The sequence below is a fragment of the Marinomonas sp. ABL3_031 genome, assembly GCF_056161265.1.
On the sequence record NZ_JBSWYU010000002.1, the window covers coordinates 1 to 21,345 of the forward strand.

The following is a 21,345-nucleotide window of genomic DNA, read 5'->3' on the forward strand; positions in this document are numbered from 1 at the left end:
AGAAACTAAAAGGCCTGAGTCCGATAGAGTATCGGAATCAGGCCTTGAAAGCCGCTTAGAACAGAGTCCAACTTTATGGGGTCAGTTCAAATTGCAGGCTTTCTCGATCCAATAAGACAAAATTCCACCGATATTATGGTAGCTCGTCCTCCAATTCCTCTTTTGGCGTTGGCACCAAATCTTCACGATTGACATTCATCGCCAACAACAAGTTAGCCGCAACAAAGATAGAAGAGTAAGTACCGATCACAATACCAACCAGTAAGGCCATTGAGAAGTTGTGAATGGCTTCTCCACCAAACAAGAACAAGACCACCAACACAAACAAGGTCGTCATCGAAGTAATCAAGGTACGTCCAAGTGTTTGATTAATGGATTCGTTAATCAAATCGTATGGCTTGATATCGCGCATGATACGGAAATTTTCACGGATACGGTCACACACTACAATAGTGTCGTTCAGTGAGTAACCCACTACCGCCAATAATGCTGCCAGCACCGTCAGATCAAACTCCACTTCAAACACAGAGAAGAAACCTAAGGTGATAATGACATCGTGCGCCAAGGCAGCAACAGAGGCCACAGAGAACTTGAACTGGAAGCGCACCGCTACGTACAACATAACAATGAGCAATGCTAACAACATCCCCAATCCACCCTGCTCCCGCAGCTCTTCACCCACTTGCGCACCAACAAATTCAGAACGCTGCAAGGTCACAGATTGTTCGCCATTGTTTTGCAAACTGGCTAATACCTCATCACCTAAGGTTGGGGTATAGGCATTTGCCATGCGTACTACCACATCGGTTGGTGAGCCAAAATTCTGTACCACAACATCATCGTAGCCGTTGTCACTTAACAACTGACGCACATCATCCAATTGAGGCGCGGTTTCATACGCCACCTCAATCAAGGTACCACCGGTAAAATCCAGGCCAAACTGCAAACCTTTAACGGCCAGCGAAGCTAAAGAAACAAGGATTAAGGCGATCGAAAAACACGCAACTATCTTACGCATCGCCATAAATGGAATATTGGTCACTTTCATGGCTCACTCCTTAAATATAAAGCTTCTTGTTTTTACGACCGCCGCCATACACTAGGTTAACCTGCGCACGGGTTACCAAAATAGCCGTAAACATGGAGGTCAAAATACCTAACGATAAGGTAACAGCAAACCCTTTCACCGGCCCTGTACCCACAGCAAATAAAATAACCGCAACAAGTAAGGTGGTGATATTAGCATCAAAAATGGTCGTAAAAGCTCGGTTGAATCCGGAATGAATGGCTTGCTGACTGGGCACGCCATTGGCCAGTTCCTCTTTTATCCGAGAGAAGATCAACACGTTTGCGTCCACCGCCATCCCCATGGTCAACACAATCCCGGCAATACCTGGCAAGGTTAATGTGGCTGACAAGATAGACATACAAGCCATCAGTAGAATAATGTTAAGCGCCAAAGAAATGTTGGCAAAAATACCAAATACCTTGTAGTAAACCAGCATGAATAACATGACGACCAACAAACCAATCTGCGCTGACGTCACACCTAGCTGAATATTTTCAGCGCCAAGACTTGGCCCGATAGTACGCTCTTCAACAAAGTAAATTGGCGCAGCCAAAGCACCGGCGCGAAGCAATAACGCTAATTCGGAAGACTCTCGAGGGCTGTCCAACCCTGTAATACGGAAAGAGTTGCCCAAGGTCGTCTGAATGGTTGCAAGGGAAATAATCCCCTTTTCACTGTAACTACGACGCACTTCTTCCAGCTTACCGTCTTTTTCCACAAAACGACTGCGAGATTTGTGCTCAATAAACACCACCGCCATGTTTCGACCTACTGCGGAACGCGTGACTTTCGTCATCTGCTTACCGCCTTTGGAGTCCAGACTGATGTTTACCTGTGGTTGACCATTTTCATCAAAAGATGAGCTGGCATCGGCCACACTGTCACCTGTGATGATAATGTCGCGCTCAAGACGCGCTGTACGACCACTACCATCACGGAAAGATAAGGTTTCCACATCGGCGCCTTGATCATCCAAACCGGCTTCCAAATGGAACTCCAAGTTTGCTGTGGCACCGATAATACGTTTTGCTGCTGCGGTATCTTGCACACCAGGCAGTTCCACCACGATACGGTTGCTACCTTGACGCTGTACCAAAGGTTCCGCCACACCTAACTCGTTAACACGATTACGCAAAGTCGTTAAGTTTTGCTCTAACGCATAAGCTTCAATTTGTTGCGTTTCCGCTTCGGTAAAGCTCACATCTAAGAAGTAATCACTGTCCTCTTGACGCGTGTTGTAGCGGTAATCAGCAAACTCATCTTTGAGGCGATTTTCCGCTAACTCAAGATCGCTTTCTTTCAGGAAACGAATAGACATTACGCCATCTGCAATGGCCACACTACGGTAACGAATACGGTCTTTACGCAGTGCGGCTTTCATCTCACTACTGCTGACTTCTAAACGCTGCTTGAGCGCCGCTGGTGTATCAACTTCGAGTAGGAAATGGACACCACCACGTAAATCCAAACCTAACTTAGCAGGGCCTGCACCAAGGGAAGCAAGCCATTCAGGTGTGGTCGGCACCAAATTCAAAGCACTGACATAATCTTCACCAAGCGCAGCAGCAACAACTGGTTTCGCCGCCAATTGGTCCTCACCGCTATTGAAGCGCAAGGTACCACCAGCAGACGTTAACTCTGCTGATTTCAATTCAATATTTGCTTTTTCGAGCGCCGCTTCAGCGGTCTGCAAAGTTCGCTCATCCACTACAGCAGTGGCTTTTTGAGTAGAGAGTTGTAACGCTGGATCATCTGGATAAAGGTTTGGGAAGGCATAGAGTAGCCCCAAAGCCAAAACAAGAAGAATTAGCAAATACTTCCACAAGGGGTACTTGTTAAGCATGAAAAATCCTTTATACCTTAAAAATTAAGTGGATCGACAAAAGAAAAAGCGCCTTTGGCTAAGCCTTTAGGCGCTTTTCTCAGAAGCATTAAATCGACTTTAATGTTCCCTTCGGCAACACTGCCGCAACAGAAGACTTCTGGAATTTCATCTCAACGCCTTCAGACACTTCAAGAGCGACATAAGTGTCGTCGACTTTTGTTACCTTACCCAAGACACCACCGCCTGTCACGACTTCAGTCCCTTTTTCCAAAGAAGCAATCAAGTTTTTATGCTCTTTGGCACGCTTTGCTTGTGGACGCCACATTAAGAAGTAGAAAATAACAACAAAGCCAGCAAGTAGAATCAGGTTAAACATACCTGCATCTGCTGGTGCGCCACCTTCAGCGTATGCTGGTGAGATCAATGCGATCATGGTTTTAGCTCTCCAATGGTTTATGAAACTCTTACAATTCCCTAACAAGAGAAAATTGTCTTATTTTGTTTATTATTCACTCAAAGGCGGTGTTTCTAAGCCGCGCTTTGCATAAAACTCATCAACAAAGGCGTCAAATCTACCTTCATCGAGCGCTAGACGCAATCCCGCCATAAGAGTTTGGTAGTAACGCAGGTTATGAATGGTATTTAATTGTGCTCCCACCATTTCCTGACATTTGTCTAAGTGATGTAAATAAGCCCGAGAAAAGTTTTTACAAGTGTAGCAATCACATTCTTTGTCTAACGGCTCCACATCATGACGGTATTTTGCGTTACGAATGCGTACTACACCTTCCGATGTGAACAAATGACCATTGCGGGCATTACGAGTCGGCATTACGCAGTCGAACATATCCACACCGCGACGCACCCCTTCCACTAAGTCTTCAGGCTTACCAACCCCCATCAAGTAACGCGGTTTGTTATCAGGCATTTTTGGTGTGATGTAATCTAATACCTTGATCATTTCTTCTTTCGGTTCACCTACAGACAAACCACCGATGGCATAACCATCAAAGCCAATATCCACCAAACCTTCTAATGACTCGTCACGCAAGTTTTCATACATGCTGCCCTGAATAATACCAAACAAAGCCGATGGACTGTCGCCGTGCTCGTCTTTAGAACGCTTCGCCCAGCGTAAGCTCATTCTCATGGACTTAGCAGCCACCTCTGGCGTAGCAGGATACGGCGTACACTCATCAAAAATCATGACAATGTCTGAGCCCAAATCACGCTGCACTTGCATCGATATTTCCGGACTCAAAAACACTTTTGAACCATTAATCGGCGAACGAAAACTCACCCCTTCTTCGGTAATCTTGCGCATTTCTCCCAGAGAGAACACTTGAAAGCCACCGGAATCAGTCAGAATCGGCTTCTTCCATTGAGTAAAATCATGCAAATCACCATGGGCTTTAATCACTTCCGTGCCTGGACGCAACCAAAGATGAAAGGTGTTGCCCAAAATAATATCGGCCCCTATTTCTTCAATATCTCTGGTCAACATGCCTTTTACTGTGCCGTAGGTACCGACAGGCATAAATGCAGGGGTTTCGACTTTACCGCGCGGGAAAGTCAAGGTCGCGCGACGCGCTTTACCCGAACTGGTGTGCAGTTCAAAATCCATAAAACATTCTGGACGTTTATCAGACATACGTCTTAATCCTCACTTTGCGGGCCTTTGGCCTGCGCATTTCGCGTTATAAACATGGCATCGCCATAACTAAAAAAGCGGTACTTCTGCTCAACGGCCACGCGATAAGCCTTCATCACCTCTTGATAACCAGCAAAAGCACTGATTAGCATAATCAAAGTAGATTCCGGTAAATGGAAATTGGTCACCAAGGCATCCACCGTCTTAAATTCATAACCCGGATAAATAAAAATACTGGTATCGTCTTGCATCGGGGCGATTGTCCCAGACTGACTGGCCGATTCTAAACTGCGCACACTGGTGGTGCCGACAGCAATCACTCGACCGCCTCGAGCTTTAGTCGCCTTTACTTGCTCAACAACCTGCTCATCCACTTCCACATACTCAGCGTGCATAATGTGATCTTCCACCTTATCCACTTTCATCGGCTGAAAAGTGCCTGCGCCAACATGCAAGGTCACAAAAGCAATCTCTACTCCCTTGCGCTTTAGCTCGCCTAACAAATCATCATCAAAGTGCAAACCTGCTGTAGGTGCAGCGACGGCACCAGGCTTTTCACTGTAAACCGTTTGATAGCGTTCCTGATCACTGTCTTCATCCGGACGCTCAATGTAAGGCGGCAATGGCATATGACCGACACGTGACAGGACATCCAATACAGGCTCAGCAAAGGATAAATGAAACAAAGCACCGCTGCGACCAAGCATAGTGACTTCAATATGCTCATTTTTATCCTGACCTAAGAAGATCTTACTGCCTTCTTTGGGAGACTTACTGGCACGCACATGAGCCAATGCTTCGCTGGAATTAATCACTCGTTCTATCAGTATTTCAAGTTTGCCACCTGACGCTTTTTGACCAAACACACGAGCAGGAATCACTCGGGTATTGTTGAACACCATTAAATCACCCGCCTCCACCAAATCCAAAAGATCTGAAAATTGGCGATGAGCCAGTTCACCGCTTGGACCGTCTAGATGCAACAAACGACTCGCGGTTCTATCCTCGGTGGGATAGTTGGCAATCAAAGAATCGGGTAAATCAAAGTGATAATCAGAAACCAGCATGAGCAGAAAGCTACCTTGAAAAAAACGACCCGGCATTCTAGCGAAAATCACGGCAAAAAGGTACTTCCTCATTTCTTTTTTATTAATGGGAGACAGTAAAAGATAAAAAATAATGCAAACAGTCGTTGACATCCTCTCAAATCTCCCTAAAATACGCCTCACCTTTTTCAAGGCCAGTGTGGTGGAATTGGTAGACACGACGGATTCAAAATCCGTTGCCGAAAGGCGTGGCGGTTCGAGTCCGCCTACTGGTACCAACATGAAAAGCCCTGATCGACTGATCAGGGCTTTTTTCGTTTATACTTGATAACTTTTACTCACTCATCAGGTGATGACATGAACCGCCGCAAGAAAATCAAAAGCATTCTGACTAAGAAAGCAAAACAAGCCAACCTAAAAGCCAATCCAAAGAATAAGCCAAAGTACGTTTCTAAAGCAGAACGCGCCAAATTAGAAGAGCAAGCCAATCAAACGGCCACGTCTGAGACGGTATCAACCGCAACGCCAGCAGAATAAACACCTCAGGACGCTTATTTTAAAGGCCCCCAAACCGCCCATTCGTTGCCACAAGGGTCTAAGAAATGAAAGCGACGACCACCGGGAAATTCAAAAATCACCTGCTCTATCGTGCCACCAGCGGCCACCACCTGATCAACAACGGCTTCTAAGTCTTCGTTGTATAACACCACCAAAGCCGCACCTTGTTGTGGACGCGAACAAAAGTCTGCCTTAAAAAAACCGCCGTCTAAACCTGCGTCTTTAAACGCTGTATATTCGGGACCATAATCGACAAAATCCCAACCAAAGGCCTGACGAAAAAACGCTTTATTTAACTCTAAATCTCGAGCGGGTAATTCTACATAATTTATTTTTGTCATTTGCATGCCTTTTCCTTTGTTATTTCACCGTCGACACCACAACCAATATCACACTGAATAGAATCATAGTGCCACCGAGCCATTGTTGTTTCGACATTTTTTCCGCGAAGCGTACCTTAGAATAATATAAGGTGCCTAATATTTCGATTTGTCCAAGGGTTTTTACTAAAGCGGGATTCACCAAAGCAAAAGCGGTAAACCAACCGATGGAACCCAATGAGCTTAATACTCCTACCTTCCAACTCAAGCCTTTGTGCTGGCTAAATGGCACCAAAAGATCTTTGCTTAACAGCATTTTCAGTCCTACCAAAATCAAAGATTGCAACGCCAACACATAGCAAAGGGTTATTCCTGCACTGGTAACAATGGAACCGGACAAAGCGTGACTGGCCATAGAAGCCGTGACGGAGGTAACAGCAAAACAAAAACCACTGGCTAAACCCAATAATAACGACGTATCTTTATGCGCTCGACGAAGGTTCTGCCATTTAACCGTCATCACAATTGCCCCCATTACACCCAAAACAATACCTAACCAAGACCACAAGGTTAAGGAGTAATGCAGCAGTGACAGACCAATTAAGGCCGCCAACACAGCTTCTGTTTTGGCTAACAAGATACCCATGGCAAAACTGCCTGATCGAAATGCACGCAACATAAAGTAGGTGGCCAGCATTTGCGCTACGCCACAACTTGAAGCGGCCCACCAAAAAGTCGTCTCTGCTGGCCATTGCACGCCACCAAATAGGTACCAAACCACCAGCAAATACAGACTCACTAAAGGTAGGCCGTATAGAGAACGTGCCATAGTGGCGTGCAGAAAACCCGCATCATGAGCAAGGGTATTTTGATAAGCAGTTCGAGCTGACTGACAGGCGGCCGCAAATAAGGTGATAACAATCCACATACAAGGGTTCTAATATAAGTGATTTAAGAGTGCGGTAGCTTGCGGCCTGTTATGTTATTTGTAAAAGGAATTAATTTAATGTTTTGCATTCCATAAAGGAATGATACTTATTTTTGCTTACGCAGTTCTGCTACCTGCTCGCCAGCAATCCCCCAATTGTCCGTCTCCACCTCATCAATAACCACCACAGTGGTTGCTGGATTTTTACCAAGAACCTCCACCAATAAGTCTGTCGCCCCTTTGATCAGTGCTTGTTTTTGCTCATTAGTAACGCCTTCATTGGTAATGCGGATGTTCACGTAAGGCATAGCTTATCTCCTAAATTCATCTTTTTTTGACCTGCATATCGTTAAAATTGCAGCATGAAACAGATATTAAAGCACTCTTTTTTACGCTTTGCCTTAGTTGGCGGAATGGGTTTTCTGGTGGACGTCAGTAGCTTTGCTTTGCTGAGTCATTGGCTGGATTATGCCGTCGCCCGAGGCTTGGCTTTTTGGATCGCTGCTAGCAGCAATTGGTGGTGGAATCGCCATTTTACTTTCGCACCACAGCAGAAAAAAGCCGCCATAACGGAATGGTTACAATTCCTTGGCGGCTCCATCGTGGCCTTTGTTCCAAATATGACCTGCTATCTTCTTGTAAGTCAACTTGACGTTATACAACACCTAGCTTTTGGCCACTATGTTGCGTTAGTACCCGGCGTGCTGATCGGCATGATGGTGAACTATACCCTCTCTCGATATTGGGTTTTTCATCACTGCTAGTTCAAAATTTAATTCGCTTCGCCATGCTCTGCAAAACGTCCTTTGCTTTTATCATGCACTTGATCGTGACGAGGCCAAGGCCAACCACCAAATTGCGTCCGCTGATAATCCTGAAACGCTTGTTGCAACTCTACACGAGTGTTCATTACAAATGGGCCATGCTGTTCAACATGTTCATTGATCGGACGACCTTGCAGAAGTAAAAATCGTGCTGGCTTAGCATGATTTTTGATCATCAATTCGGCATCACTTTTTAATAAGAACGCCTGATTCACCGACCCTGTCGAGTCACCTAACTGAGCCTCTTCTCCTTCAAAGAAGTACAAGGTTCGAGTTAGTCCGGTTTGTGTAGCCGGCAAAGTCCATTCAGCCTGCTCCGCCAGATCAATCAACCAAATAGCGACCTGATTATTACTATCCGCCGCCCAAGAGTTTGGCGGACAAGGCAGTGGCTTAATACCTTCTATTGCCCCTGCAATCACTTTTACCTTTACTTCATTGCCATTTGCATCCGGCGTGGTTAATACAGGTGTGTCTTCATTCCAGAGCATGGTGAAATGCGGTGGCACCATTTTATCCTTACTTGGTAAATTCAACCATATTTGAAACAATTCAGCTGGATTTCTATCGGCTTCATTCAGTAAAGGAAACATCTCTGAATGCTGAATGCCTTTACCAGCCGTCATCCATTGCGTATCGCCATTTCCATAACGACCTGCAGCCCCCATGGAATCCGCATGATCAACAAAGCCTTCATTGACAATAGTGACCGTCTCAAAACCGCGATGGGGGTGGGCAGGAAATCCTGGCACCTTACTACCATGGTACATACGCCAACCATCTATGCCCGAAAAATCTTGCCCTATAGGACGATTATTTAAAGGCGCATCTGGCCCCATTTCGCCATTGCCTCTTGGGTAATCGTCATGATGAAAAGCGCAAAACAAAAAAGGATCAAAGGTTGGCCAAAACATTTCTAGCGGCATTTTTCTCAAAATGGTCTTGCTCATGGTTTACCCCCTAAAAAATATTGCCAATTTAAATTAGCCATATCGTAACATCAAAAAAGTCGATTAATTTATGCTGTTATTGGATCTAAAAGATCGACTATTTTGATTAACCAATATCAGTTCGGGAAACTAAGACGTGCTGTGCAACCTTTATCAAGATTATCTTCCAAACTAAATTCACAAGCGTATTTCGCGCAGATATCTCGCACTATCATAAGCCCCAGACCATAGCTTTCACCACCCGGCTTACCAGATAACCCACACCCGGTATCGATTACACTTAGGCTGTTAGCATTAACCTGAATGCTCACTTCCCCTTGCACAGTTGAAGCCATGGCATTTTTCAAGATATTACCCAGTAAAATGTGCAAAATGGCTTCTGGCATTTGTGTTGATAAATCTTGCTCAACCTCTAGCACTACCTGTACTTCATCACTGGTGAGATAGACTGAGTGAGCTTGCAAGATTCTTTCAAACTCGCTTTTTGTCACGGTTCGCTTGGCCACAGCAGACCAATCTTCTTCCCGAGTCAAAGACAGAAGCGTGGAAATATAATCCTCCATTTCCTGACAAGCTTGGCGCATTCTGATTTTTTGCCGTTCCATGAAATCTGGCGAATCGGTTTTACCCAACAGGGTAATGGCTCCTTTTAGCACCATAAGCGGGGTTCTCAGCTCATGGCTGGCGTATCGATTAAACGCCCTTTCTCGCTCAATCAATGAACGGATTTGTTGCTGATAATCATTAAAACAAGCCACTAGCTGATGCACTTCTCGAGTAGCGGCACCGTTTGGCAAAGGGATAGCAGACACATCATTAGCACTTCTGCTCGCCAATGCTTCTGACAACCCTGATAAAGGTTTGGTTAAGCGTGTAGCAATACGCATTACCACCCACAAACTGACTACCAAAAGCAGCAAAGATAAGAACAATTGCGTACTTTGAGTACGAAACATCTGCGTTTCACTGATTTCATAAATTTCATCGTAATGGATAATATATAAAGTCTTTACTTGACCATTAATCAACACTTGCGAACGCATGGAGAAGACTTCTAAATCGGTATCCGATGCTTCACTCAGTTCATAAGGTTTGTCATCTGTCATAGTAGGATCAAGCACTATGCCCAACGGCAGATTTTCTTTTCCGACATAAGCCATTGAAAAGGGCGGTACTGCTACTTGGGTTAAATTGGTTCCCTGCAATTGCGCCAAGGCGATTTCTTTATCTTTCAGCATACGATTTTTTGCGTATATGAGCTCAATGTTTTCAATCACGGACTGAAACATTGAAAAATGAAACGCAATAATGGCAAAGGCCACCACAGAAAAATACGTAAAGGTGAGCTGCTTGGCGGTTTTAATCTGCTTCATGGCGTATCATCAAATACATTATGTAATTAGCGAACTGGGCTCAGCAACTAAGCGGTAACCCACCTTTGCCACTGTGTGCAAATAATCATGCTGAAATGGTTTATCCATCAGACTGCGCAATTGATAAATATGACTACGCAATACCTTACTGTCTGGCTCCTCATCCCCCCACAAGGCATCACAAATTTCGTCTTTACTGACCACATCAGGCGCTTTTTGTAGCAACAATTTTAAAATAGTGAACTGCGACGGGTTTAAGGCATAACGACTGCCTTCACGCTGTAAAATGCGGTTTTTGGTGTCTAAAGTTAACTGCCCAAACGACAAGGTACGATTGGCCAATTTTCCCTGTTGACGACGCACCAAGGCTTGAATACGCGATTCCAGTATTTCTAGATCAAAAGGTTTAACCAAATAGTCATCAGCCAAACTATCAAACCCTGCCAAAATGTCTTCTTTGGTGTCCCGAGCCGTTAACATGAGAACCGGAGTATCCACACCAGCTTCTCGCAATGATTTACACACCGTCAGTCCATCCATCTTTGGCAGCATCACATCCAGAATAATGACATCATAATCTTCCGCCACCGCTAAATCATAGCCATGTCGACCATTATTTGCATAATCAAGATCAAAACTCTTGAGCTCAAAATAATCAAAAATGACGCCTGCAATGTCTTTGTGGTCTTCCACCAACAAGAGTTTCATAGGTTACCTAAATAAAATGTTTTCCATGCTCACATTGTCACACATTAAGGTGAAAAAAAAGTGAATCACCTTTTTGCGACACGCTCTCAAATAGTATGGGCTCATTCGTTTACCACGACAGGAAAGCATTATGAGCGCCGTTTCTTTTCAACATTACGCACAAGCCTGCATTCATCCGAAAACCAAACCCTTGGTCAGTGTCATCATTCCTTTTCTAAATGAAAGCGATGTGCTGGAAGAATGCCATCAAAGAGTCACTAAAGTCTTGTCTGAGCTACAACAAGCCTGTGAAATCATTTACATTGACGATGGCAGTCAAGATGAAAGCTGGCACATGGTCAGTCAATTCAGTCACCCTTTGCATTGCATACGCAGCCTTAGACTAAGTCGCAACTTCGGCAAAGAGGCCGCTATGAGCGCAGGTTTAAAAGTCGCCATAGGGTGTTGTGTCATTCTATTGGATGCAGACCTTCAAGATCCCCCTGAATACATTCCGCAAATGGTCGAGGCATGGCGCAATGGTGCTCAGGTGGTAGAAATGCAACGTCGCCAAAGACAGGGGGAAAACTGGCTAAAACGCTTCACCGCTCACGGCTTTTATCGCTTCATGTCTTATGTCAGCGATCACCCTATTACCGAAAACGTTGGCGATTTTCGTCTGATGGATGAAAAAGTGGTCAAGGTCATCAACACCTTACCTGAACGCACACGCTTTATGAAAGGCTTGCTGGCTTGGCCAGGATTCCGCCGTCAAGTGTTAAGCTTTGACCGTGACCCAAGATTAGCAGGCCACACCAAATGGAATTATCCTAAATTGATTCATCTTGCCCTGGAAGGCATCACTTCTTTTAGTACCAAGCCTCTACGCTGGGCAACCATGGCAGGACTCTCTTCGTCATTGGCGGCTTTTTTCATGGCGCTTGTGGTGTTCACCAAAACCTTAATTTGGGGGGAACCTGTGGTTGGCTACCCTTCCACTATCTTGATCATTCTTTTTCTTGGCGGCATTCAATTATTGTCGATTGGCGTGTTGGGCGAATACGTCGGCCGTCTCTTTATTGAATCCAAACAACGACCGCTTTATGTACTGATGGAAGAAGCCATCGCAAAGCCTAGCAACACCAATACGGACACTCACACATTATGAAACCCAATACACCTGATCTCAGCGTCACCTTTACGCGCAATGTAATCATAATGATCGGCTTATGCATCGGTCTAAGACTGCTTTCTTTGGGGCTATACCCTCTAATGGACACAACCGAAGCTCGCTATGGAGAAATGGCTCGCATCATGTTTGAAACCGCAAACTGGATTACCCCTATGTTTGACTATCAAGTGCCGTTTTGGGGCAAACCTCCCATGTTTACATGGCTAAGCAGTCTTGGCTTCAGTCTGTTTGGAATCAATGAGTTTGCAGCTCGTTTGCCACACTTGTTGGTAGGCATAGGCATTTTATTCTTAGTTTTCCGCTTTGCGACTAGTCTCTATCAGAGCTCAAAAATGGGCTGGTTTGCCACCAGCGTATTGGCCTCAACCAGCGCTTTTATTATTCTCAGTGGCGCTGTAATGACAGATACAGCATTGACCTTTTCCGTCTGTTTGACCATGGTCAGTTTTTGGCAAGCTTGGCATAACAAAGGCAAGCTATGGGGATATTTATTCTTTGTCGGCCTAGCGTTAGGCATGCTATCCAAAGGCCCTCTGGCTGTGGTCTTAGTAGGCATATCCTTGACCTTATGGTTAATTCCAAACCATCGATGGCAATCCCTTTGGACACGTTTGCCTTGGGTATATGGTAGCCTATTGTTTGCTCTAATTGCTGCTCCTTGGTACCTGATCGCTGAGTACCGCACTCCTGGCTTTTTGGACTACTTTATTGTCGGCGAGCACATTAAGCGTTTTATCGTCAGTGGCTGGCAAGGTGATTTGTATGGCTCTGCCCACGAAAGAACCCGAGGCACCATTTGGTTGTATGCAATAATTGCTATGCTGCCCTGGAGCCCATTAATCATTTGGCAATGGCTGCGCAACCTGAAAGACCATCAGGATGCACAAAGCAGTGAAAATGGACTCGGCAGCTACTTACTGTGGTGGATGCTGGCACCCATGTTGTTATTCAGCTTTTCGGGGAATATTTTAGCCAGTTATACGATGCCAGCGTTACCAGCCATGGCATTGCTACTAGTTCACTTACATCAGCAAAGAAAACTACCCACCGGATACTATAAAATAGGCTATATCACACCCTTGCTCTTGGTCATTTTAGTTAGTGCTCTGCATTTTAATTGGCTGCCTGTAAGATCAGAGAAAGCGTTACTAAAACAATGGCAACAACAACCCGAAGCCAGCAAGAGTGACTTATATTACTTACATAAACGACCTTTCTCTGGTCAATACTACTCAAAAGGTAAGGCTAAACAAATTTCTACCAACATTACGACTTGGTTACCAAAACAAACTGCTCCTTTTTTCATTGTAGAAGGCATTAAAGACCCTACCCTGTTTAAGGGATGGCAATGTGACAAAAGAGCACGGTCAAGCAAAAAAGTCTTACTCTATTGTTTTCAGTAACGGATGCTGCTGAATTTAATCCAGTCATACCGATAAAAAAAAACGCACTGTCAGAAAACTGATCAGTGCGTTTTTAAAAATAAAATCAAACATCACATGGTCACAGAACCATAACTCGGTTCAGCATGAGAGTGATTAAGTGCCTCTTGTGCATGGGCCATCTTAATCATTGATTCACCGTTAAGCTGTGGTAAATCTTCCTTTGCTTGATGACTCCACGCCATTTTACGTTCGTCACGAGGAGACAAGCCTATGTGTTTACGATAACAACGACTAAAATGCGGGGTCGAAATAAAGCCACACGCCATGGAAATTTCCACAATAGACATGTTGGATTGTTTTAACAGTTTACGTGCTCTTTCTAGTCTTAGCTTGAGATAATAACGGGAAGGCGAACAATCTAAGTGGCGATGGAACATACGCTCAATTTGGCGACGAGACACATCGACGAAACTTGCTAATTCGTCTAGCTCTATGGGCTCTTCCAAGTTATTTTCCATCAGCTCAATCACATCCACCAACTTAGTTGCACCTGCGCCACCCGTATTAAACTGACGCATTGGCATACGTTGCTGGTCAGATTCATGGCGAATACGCTCACAGATAAACATATCGGAAATCGCATTTGGCAAGCGCGGTCCATGTTGTTTTGCAATCATAGTCAACAACATATCCATAGCGGCCGTACCACCAGATGACGTAATACGATCACGATCAAGAGAGAACAATCGATTATTACACTTCACTTTAGGAAAGGTTTCTTGCAAAGCAGTAAGACACTCCCAATGCACACTGCACTGATAACCATCTAATAAGCCAGCATAAGCCAATAGATAAGCCCCTGTACAAATACCACCGATAGTAGCGCCCTTGCGCGCCTGTTTCACTAACCAAGAAGCCTGCTTAGCGGTATAGGTTCGTGTAATATCAACACCACCCGCGACAATAATGATGTCAAAATTGGCAACGTCTTGAATGGACATATCTGGCGTCAGGCTCAAACCATCACTGGCCGTGACAGCTTGCCCATCTTCCGAGACCAAACTCCAACTATACAAAGGTTCAGCGGACAACTGATTGGCCATGCGTAATGGTTCAATCGAAGAAGCCAAAGCGATCATAGTGAAATGATCCAGCAACAGGAAACCCACTTTCGTCGTTTTTCTTACTTCGAATGGGACTACCGAATCTGAATTTGTTGCCATCACCATATTAATGCCCTCGTTTATATCTGCACTTTCTCCACACTTAATCCATGTACAGCAAAATATAGACCATGTTTGAAGAAGCGCTTTTATTTTTATTAAGAAAACACACCAACACACACTAACGTCTTGAAATCTAAACAGCTTCCGAGCAATAAAAACGCCACGTGCATTTTTTCTATATGCTCAGAGCAGATCAAGACATTCGCTTTGCACTAATATAGACCTATTTTGCTCTTTTATTGAACGCTTATTTAATAAAAAATGAAATTCACTAGCCAATATCGCTTTGCCTTTCTACTTTAGAATTCTATGACGACATCAGATTTGGCCACGGTACAACAAGACAACACATAACCCGCTTCGACATCTTCATCGGTAATACCGCCATTGTGATCCATCTGGGTTTCCCCCGATTTAATCATGACTTTACAAGTACCACAAATACCCATGCCGCAAGCCTTAGGAATCATCAAATCCAATTTTGCTGCTGCATTGTGCAAGGTTTCTCCTGCCGCTATTTGAACACTCTTACCGCTTTCTTCAAATTCCACTCGGAGTAGATCTTCCTGGTTAACAGCATCCGCTTCCGCCTGCGCCACTTCCGCCAGTTCGATCGCATCCTCCACCACCTCAACAGGCGTCGAGCCAAACGATTCTTCGTGATAGTGCGACATATCAAAACCTCTGTCTTTAAGAAGTTTTCTTACTGCTCGCATATAAGGCTCGGGACCACAACAATAGATTTCACGCTCCATGAAATCGGGGGAAATCATATCCAGTTTCGCTTCATCTAAATAACCGCGATAGCCCTGCCAAGGCAGACCATTTTCCATACGCTCCACAATCAGATACAAGCCAAAGTTGTCCAAGCGCGCCGCCATATGATCCAACTCACGCGAAAAAATAACATCTCTTGGAGAACGCGCACTATGAATAAAGGTCATATCCACTTCAGCATTCGTGTCAAACCACCACCGCGCCATGGACATAAGCGGTGTAATGCCCACACCACCGGATAATAACAAGACTTTCTCTGCTGGAAAGTCGATACAATTGAATTGACCCACTGGACCATGAACCGCCAGCTCATCACCCACTTTCATATTGTCATGCAACCAATTAGACACTTCTCCACCAGGCACACGCTTTACCGTAATAGAAAAGCTGTAAGGCACAGAAGGTGAGCTGGAAATGGTGTACGAACGCATGACTTGCTTATTATCAATGTCTAATTCCAAGGTGACAAATTGACCGGGTTTGAAGAAAAACATGACGGGCTGTTGCGCCATAAAACAAAAGGTTTTCACATCCCATGTTTCATGTATCACTTTCACACAACGTACATTGTGACGACCATTAACCCAGGTTTGCGTGTTGACTGGTGCGAGGTAGTCAGCTGACGCATTGTTCAAATCTGTCATAGTGGTTTCCTTCAAAATGGATGTTCATCAGATCATTTCGAGCCATTTTGGTGGCTATGCGCAATGTCAATTTAACCCTCAGCGACAATAACTTGCTCAACACAGCCAAGAGCAAGCCTGCTCTGCCCTAGCACGTCGATTTAAATACCTCCACGTGTCGTGATTAGGCATTTTCACATCCCCCAATTAAGACAATATGGCGACATTAACAACATCCCTATCAATCTTTTTGTCAGTAAGGGCCAGAAAGATGAATCAACATGATTTACTTAATATTCGTCACGCCAACTTAGCCGATGCCAAATCCGCTATGAGCGATCTTCTAGCATCTCGTCCTAGTCATTACTCGTTAGAGGCGCAGCTTTATAATGATCCACATATGTTTCGCATTGATATGGAGGAAATCTTTCAAAAGGAATGGCTATTCGTTGGTATGACCAGTGAGATTCCTAAAAAAGGCGACTATTTCACTGTTGAAATCGGCCAAAATCCGGTTCTCATCGTACGAGACGCTGAAGGCAATGTAAATGCATTTCACAATACCTGTCGCCACCGTGGTTCCGTTATTTGCACAGAGCACAGAGGCAAGGTGGCGAATTTGGTTTGCCCTTACCATCAGTGGACATACGATTTAAAAGGCAACTTACTGTTTGCTGGCACTGAAATGAATAAAGATTTCCAACTAAAAGAACATGGCCTCAAATCCGCCCATTGCAAAACCGCTGGTGGCTTCATTTTTATCTGCCTTGCTGTAGAAGCGCCAGACGATGGATTTGATGACTATCTGGCAACACTGGAAACCTACATGGAACCCTACGATGTTGAAAACACCAAACTCGCGGTAGAATCCACCATGTATGAAAAGGCGAATTGGAAATTGGTGCTGGAAAATAATCGCGAATGCTATCACTGTTCCGCCAGCCATCCTGAGCTGTTAAACACCTTATTGGAATGGGACGACACCGAAGACCCAAGAGCATCGCAAGAGTTTCTCGATCATTATGCAGAACAATCCGCTCAATGGGATGCGGAAGGCATTCCTCATAAACACCAAAGTTTTGGTGAAGTACAACGTAATCGCATTGTGCGCATGCCATTGAAAAAAGGCACCCAGGTAATGACCATTGACGGTTCAGCAGCCTCTAATAAACTGCTTGGCCGTATTAAGAACCGCTCGCTAGGCTCAATGCGTATTCTGCATTTGCCAAATTCATGGAACCACATGCAGTCGGATCATTTCATTGTCTTTAGGGTACTTCCCATCTCTGCTCAAGAAACCTTAGTAACAACCAAATGGTTTGTTCATAAAGATGCAGTAGAAGGAGTAGATTATGACCCTGAGAACCTTCGTAAAGTGTGGGACGCAACCAACGAACAAGACAAGGTACTTGGCGAACGCAATCAAATGGGTATTAACTCTATTGGCTACCAACCTGGCCCCTATTCAGAGACTTATGAGTTTGGCGTCATTAACTTCCTTAACTGGTACGCACACACCATGCAGAAAAACCTTTCTGCTTAATAACCTCTTCATTAATCAACCTTATGCCATAAGGGACAAAAAATCCGACTAAGCTTTATTAGTCGGATTTTTTATGTCCATGACATAACCTACTAACTATTCTAACAGAGCCAAAACACCACTACACAAGGTCCTATTTTGGTTACTTTAAATAGATAAATAATGAATTATGTTACCAATAAGGGACTCTATAAAAATTTGACTAAACCCTCATAAGGTTCTAAATTAGAAACATTGCAATGATAAACACTGCTTATGTCACCAATTTAGGACAGTAAAGATGAAACATTTAACCGCATCCGCATTAGCAGAAGAAATAGGTGGAAGACTAAAACAAGCACGCTTAAATCAGGACCTCACGCAATTAGAAGTCGCTAAACTTGCTGGCGTGGCACGCAAAACTGTCCTAAACGCTGAAAAAGGCAAGGTACAACTCGATATCATGATGGCGATCATGATGGCCTTAGACCTGACGGAACAAATTGATCTATTTCTTCCAAAACAAGAAATTTCACCATTGCAATTGGCCAAACTACAGGGCAAAAAACGACAAAGAGCATCAGGACAAGCGAGCAACAAACATACTGGAGCAATCGAATGGTAATGGAAGTCATCAAGCTAACCTATCAAGATCATGATGTGGGTGCAGTAAGCTTTGACACAGACAAAGGCATAGGGGCATTTGAATATGAACCCAACTTCATAAAAAAGGGCATCGAGTTATCGCCGATCAAAATGCCACTATCGACACGCATATACAGCTTTCCTGAGCTGGATTTCAATACCTTTAAAGGCTTACCCGGTTTAATTGCTGACTCTTTACCTGACGATTTTGGTAATGCGGTTCTAAATGCTTGGGTAGCGGGACAAGGTCGCTCACCAAATGACATTACCCCTTTACAACGTCTACAATATACCGGCAAGAGAGGCATGGGCGCCTTGGAATTTGCACCAGCCACAAAACTACGCAGCCTCAATGCCTCCCAACCAATAGAAATCCAATCCCTAGTATCCATTGCACAAGACATACTCGACTCACGAGATCATTTTGCCGTTGCCCTCAAACCAAATGAACAAGAAGATCGAGAGGCCATGATGTCATTATTATCAGTAGGCATGAGCGCCGGTGGAGCAAGACCCAAAGCGGTCTTGGCCTTTAATCAAGATTTCAGCCAAGTACGATCAGGCCAAACCAATGTACCAAATGGCTTCACTCATTATTTAATGAAGTTTGATGGGGTTAGTGAGCATAACCAAAACCAAGAAACTTTTGGCGACCCTCTTGGTTATGGTGCCATGGAATTTGTTTATTATTTAATGGCAAAAAAATGTGGTATCAAAATCATGCCGAGTCGATTACTAAATGAAGGCAATCGTCGACATTTTATCACTCAACGATTTGATCGTATCAACAATCAAAAAGTCCACGTACAAACCTTAAATGGTTTGGCTCATATTGACTATAAAAAACCCGGAAGCTTCTCATACGCAGAGCTTTTTGCCGTCGCAAGACAAATGCAATTATCAGCCCTCGATGCGGAGCAACTTATCAGACGTATGGCCTTCAATATCATTGCACGCAACCATGATGATCATGCTAAGAACTTTGCCTTCATATTACATGAAGAAAAGTGGTCACTCGCGCCAGCGTATGATTTGGCATACAGCTACAAGCCAGGCAGCAAATGGGTCAATCGTCATTGGATGAGTTTAAACGGCAAACGAGAGGACTTCACACGCGATGACTTCTATAGCCTAGAAAAGCTCAGCCCAATATTTAGTAAACGTAAGTTGGACGACATCATTGACAAAACCCTTGAACAGGTTTCCCATTGGCCTCAGCTCGCAAAAGAGTGGGATGTGCCCAATACATTAATAAAGGAGATCAGCACCAATCTGAGACTAAACCTATAGCCAACGAACCACCTATAACGAACTGTCTATCCTATCTATAAAGAAAGGCAGGGCTACCCGTTTACAGAATGCGTTTCAATAAACGATCTGCACGTACTCGAAACACGCGATTAAGTAACTTTTGAATGGCTTTAGGGTACTCTCTGCGGGTATCCAATTGCAGATAATTGGTCACTGTTTTAGTGTGTTCAAAAATACTCTCTAACTCAGCTTGAAACTTGCTTTCCAACAATTGATGATTATCTTGCACCAACAAACCATTTTCCAGATCCAGCGCCCAAGCTCTTGGGTTAACATTATTCCCTGTTAATAAAGCACGCTTACGATCAACCCATAAGCCTTTTAAATGAAAGCTATTTGCATCGTGTCGCCATAAATGAATGGCGAGCTTACCACTGGCCAAATATTTGCGATTGGCTCGGGCAAACTTGCGCAAGATGATTTCATACAAATAAGGCAAACCACCAATGGGCTTAAATGGCTGCTCAGGTGAAATATAAAAATCATTGGCCACTTTATCGCCGACTATAATATGAGTTTCTACGCCGCGTTTGATAGCACGTTTCACTTCTCTTAACACCACTTTTGGCAAATTAAAGTAAGGCGTAAAGAGATACAATTCCGAACGCGCCTCAGTAATCATCTCCACAATCGCTTGGTTTAATTGATTGTCTTTTTTACCCACCCCCACCAAGGGCGTGACACCTATGTGTTCAGGGTCAATTAGCTCACTTTCTAATGGGTAAGATGCTTCGCATAGGGATGCTCTAAACTGTTTTATGAGCGGTTTTAACTGCTTGGTTGTTGGCCAATCCCCCCGAGAAAAGTCCTGTACGGCAATGTGGCCTATCATGATTTGCTCAATGAAAGTCACCATACTATCAGCAAGCTTTTGGCATTCTAATACATGGTATCTGTCTAATCGGTATTTCTCTTGTTTATGCAAATACACATTATTGAAACTCGCGCCACTGTAAATGACCTTGTCATCAATAATAAAGCCTTTTAAATGCAGCACACCAAACACTTCTCTGTGGCGAACAGGCACACCATAAACAGGAATTTGCTCTTTGTACTTTTGCGCAAACTCATAATACATAGCCGCATTACCATCACAGGCATCTTCTGCGCCAATCAATCCCCGTTGGGCACGATGCCAATCCACGCAAATCACTATGTCTAAATCCGGACTGCGCTGCTTTGCTTCATAAGCGGCCGTTAATATCTCACGTCCACCTTCGTCGTTCTCCAAATACAAAGCCACCAAAAAGATTCTCGATTTCGCAGTACGAATCGCTTCAAGCAAATATTCTCGATACTCATCTGGCGAGTGCAAAATAGAAAAATTGTCTGGATGCGCTGAAAAAGCAGGTAAAGATACGAACAAAGAGGGTTGTGACATGATTTAGAAAAACGACCTTCAATTAAAAAACAAGGAACTGTACCAAAAGCCA

General features: G+C 44.2%; 21 protein-coding genes and 1 tRNA gene. 8 read left to right on the forward strand and 14 right to left on the reverse strand.

The features are described 5' to 3' along the window. Positions 1-133: 133 nt before the first annotated feature. From secF to queA, 5 genes are all read right to left on the reverse strand, one after another. Positions 134-1,048: a protein translocase subunit SecF gene (gene secF / locus ACXAH2_RS02410; RefSeq protein WP_475076378.1), complete on the reverse strand. Its 915-nt coding sequence runs from the start codon at positions 1,046-1,048 to the stop codon at positions 134-136. Between the two features lie 10 nt (positions 1,049-1,058). Next, positions 1,059-2,912, reverse strand: a complete 1,854-nt coding sequence (secD, locus tag ACXAH2_RS02415) for a protein translocase subunit SecD (protein ID WP_475076379.1) — start codon at positions 2,910-2,912, stop codon at positions 1,059-1,061. Positions 2,913-3,000: 88 nt separating this feature from the next. Continuing rightward, positions 3,001-3,327, reverse strand: a complete 327-nt coding sequence (gene yajC / locus ACXAH2_RS02420; protein WP_475076381.1) for a preprotein translocase subunit YajC — start codon at positions 3,325-3,327, stop codon at positions 3,001-3,003. Between the two features lie 72 nt (positions 3,328-3,399). Then, entirely contained in the window at positions 3,400-4,545 is a 1,146-nt protein-coding gene (gene tgt / locus ACXAH2_RS02425; RefSeq protein WP_475076382.1) for a tRNA guanosine(34) transglycosylase Tgt, read from the reverse strand. A gap of 5 nt (positions 4,546-4,550) precedes the next feature. Continuing rightward, complete coding sequence (queA, locus tag ACXAH2_RS02430; protein WP_475076957.1) at positions 4,551-5,612, reverse strand: tRNA preQ1(34) S-adenosylmethionine ribosyltransferase-isomerase QueA; 1,062 nt, start codon at positions 5,610-5,612, stop codon at positions 4,551-4,553. A 172-nt stretch (positions 5,613-5,784) separates the two neighbouring features. On the opposite strand from queA, the gene ACXAH2_RS02435 reads away from it, so the two are divergent. Together ACXAH2_RS02435 and ACXAH2_RS02440 are read left to right on the forward strand one after the other, a co-directional pair. Continuing rightward, a tRNA-Leu gene (locus ACXAH2_RS02435) sits at positions 5,785-5,869 on the forward strand. Between the two features lie 79 nt (positions 5,870-5,948). Continuing rightward, on the forward strand, positions 5,949-6,128 hold the full coding sequence (locus ACXAH2_RS02440; RefSeq protein WP_475076384.1) for a DUF2986 domain-containing protein: 180 nt from the start codon (positions 5,949-5,951) through the stop codon (positions 6,126-6,128). A gap of 14 nt (positions 6,129-6,142) precedes the next feature. Here ACXAH2_RS02440 and ACXAH2_RS02445 read toward each other — a convergent pair whose 3' ends face one another. From ACXAH2_RS02445 to ACXAH2_RS02455, 3 genes are all read right to left on the reverse strand, one after another. After that, on the reverse strand, positions 6,143-6,496 hold the full coding sequence (locus ACXAH2_RS02445) for a VOC family protein (RefSeq protein ID WP_475076385.1): 354 nt from the start codon (positions 6,494-6,496) through the stop codon (positions 6,143-6,145). A 13-nt stretch (positions 6,497-6,509) separates the two neighbouring features. Next, complete coding sequence (locus tag ACXAH2_RS02450) at positions 6,510-7,397, reverse strand: EamA family transporter (RefSeq protein ID WP_475076387.1); 888 nt, start codon at positions 7,395-7,397, stop codon at positions 6,510-6,512. A 107-nt stretch (positions 7,398-7,504) separates the two neighbouring features. After that, positions 7,505-7,705, reverse strand: a complete 201-nt coding sequence (locus ACXAH2_RS02455) for a 2-hydroxymuconate tautomerase family protein (RefSeq protein ID WP_475076388.1) — start codon at positions 7,703-7,705, stop codon at positions 7,505-7,507. 54 nt (positions 7,706-7,759) lie between these two features. On the opposite strand from ACXAH2_RS02455, the gene ACXAH2_RS02460 reads away from it, so the two are divergent. Continuing rightward, positions 7,760-8,161, forward strand: coding sequence for a GtrA family protein (locus ACXAH2_RS02460; protein ID WP_475076390.1), 402 nt, complete (start codon positions 7,760-7,762; stop codon positions 8,159-8,161). 8 nt (positions 8,162-8,169) lie between these two features. On the opposite strand, the gene ACXAH2_RS02465 is transcribed toward ACXAH2_RS02460, so the two are convergent. From ACXAH2_RS02465 to ACXAH2_RS02475, 3 genes are all read right to left on the reverse strand, one after another. Further along, a complete protein-coding gene (locus ACXAH2_RS02465) occupies positions 8,170-9,171 on the reverse strand; it encodes a pirin family protein (RefSeq protein ID WP_475076392.1) in 1,002 nt (333 codons plus the stop codon). A gap of 116 nt (positions 9,172-9,287) precedes the next feature. Next, positions 9,288-10,544, reverse strand: coding sequence for a sensor histidine kinase (locus ACXAH2_RS02470; protein ID WP_475076393.1), 1,257 nt, complete (start codon positions 10,542-10,544; stop codon positions 9,288-9,290). A gap of 18 nt (positions 10,545-10,562) precedes the next feature. After that, entirely contained in the window at positions 10,563-11,252 is a 690-nt protein-coding gene (locus ACXAH2_RS02475) for a response regulator transcription factor (RefSeq protein WP_475076395.1), read from the reverse strand. 130 nt (positions 11,253-11,382) lie between these two features. Here ACXAH2_RS02475 and ACXAH2_RS02480 point away from each other — a divergent pair, with 130 nt between their 5' ends. Then, positions 11,383-12,399, forward strand: coding sequence for a glycosyltransferase family 2 protein (locus ACXAH2_RS02480; RefSeq protein ID WP_475076397.1), 1,017 nt, complete (start codon positions 11,383-11,385; stop codon positions 12,397-12,399). Between the two features lie 50 nt (positions 12,400-12,449). Beyond that, the gene (locus ACXAH2_RS02485; protein ID WP_475076958.1) at positions 12,450-13,826 is read left to right on the forward strand and encodes an ArnT family glycosyltransferase; all 1,377 of its coding nucleotides are present in this window, start codon (positions 12,450-12,452) and stop codon (positions 13,824-13,826) included. A gap of 92 nt (positions 13,827-13,918) precedes the next feature. On the opposite strand, the gene gbdR is transcribed toward ACXAH2_RS02485, so the two are convergent. Further along, a complete protein-coding gene (gbdR, locus tag ACXAH2_RS02490; RefSeq protein WP_475076399.1) occupies positions 13,919-15,037 on the reverse strand; it encodes a choline metabolism transcriptional regulator GbdR in 1,119 nt (372 codons plus the stop codon). A 296-nt stretch (positions 15,038-15,333) separates the two neighbouring features. After that, complete coding sequence (locus ACXAH2_RS02495) at positions 15,334-16,455, reverse strand: FAD-binding oxidoreductase (protein ID WP_475076401.1); 1,122 nt, start codon at positions 16,453-16,455, stop codon at positions 15,334-15,336. A gap of 250 nt (positions 16,456-16,705) precedes the next feature. Between ACXAH2_RS02495 and ACXAH2_RS02500 the strand changes: the two genes are divergently transcribed. The 3 genes from ACXAH2_RS02500 (at position 16,706) to ACXAH2_RS02510 (ending at position 19,891) form a co-directional block, all read left to right on the forward strand. Then, a complete protein-coding gene (locus tag ACXAH2_RS02500) occupies positions 16,706-17,977 on the forward strand; it encodes an aromatic ring-hydroxylating oxygenase subunit alpha (RefSeq protein ID WP_475076403.1) in 1,272 nt (423 codons plus the stop codon). Between the two features lie 280 nt (positions 17,978-18,257). After that, positions 18,258-18,581, forward strand: a complete 324-nt coding sequence (locus ACXAH2_RS02505) for a helix-turn-helix transcriptional regulator (protein ID WP_475076405.1) — start codon at positions 18,258-18,260, stop codon at positions 18,579-18,581. Beyond that, entirely contained in the window at positions 18,575-19,891 is a 1,317-nt protein-coding gene (locus ACXAH2_RS02510) for a type II toxin-antitoxin system HipA family toxin (protein ID WP_475076407.1), read from the forward strand. The genes ACXAH2_RS02505 and ACXAH2_RS02510 overlap by 7 nt, the downstream gene beginning before the upstream one ends. 61 nt (positions 19,892-19,952) lie before the next feature. Here ACXAH2_RS02510 and pssA read toward each other — a convergent pair whose 3' ends face one another. Further along, complete coding sequence (gene pssA / locus ACXAH2_RS02515; RefSeq protein WP_475076409.1) at positions 19,953-21,293, reverse strand: CDP-diacylglycerol--serine O-phosphatidyltransferase; 1,341 nt, start codon at positions 21,291-21,293, stop codon at positions 19,953-19,955. Positions 21,294-21,345 lie beyond the last annotated feature (52 nt).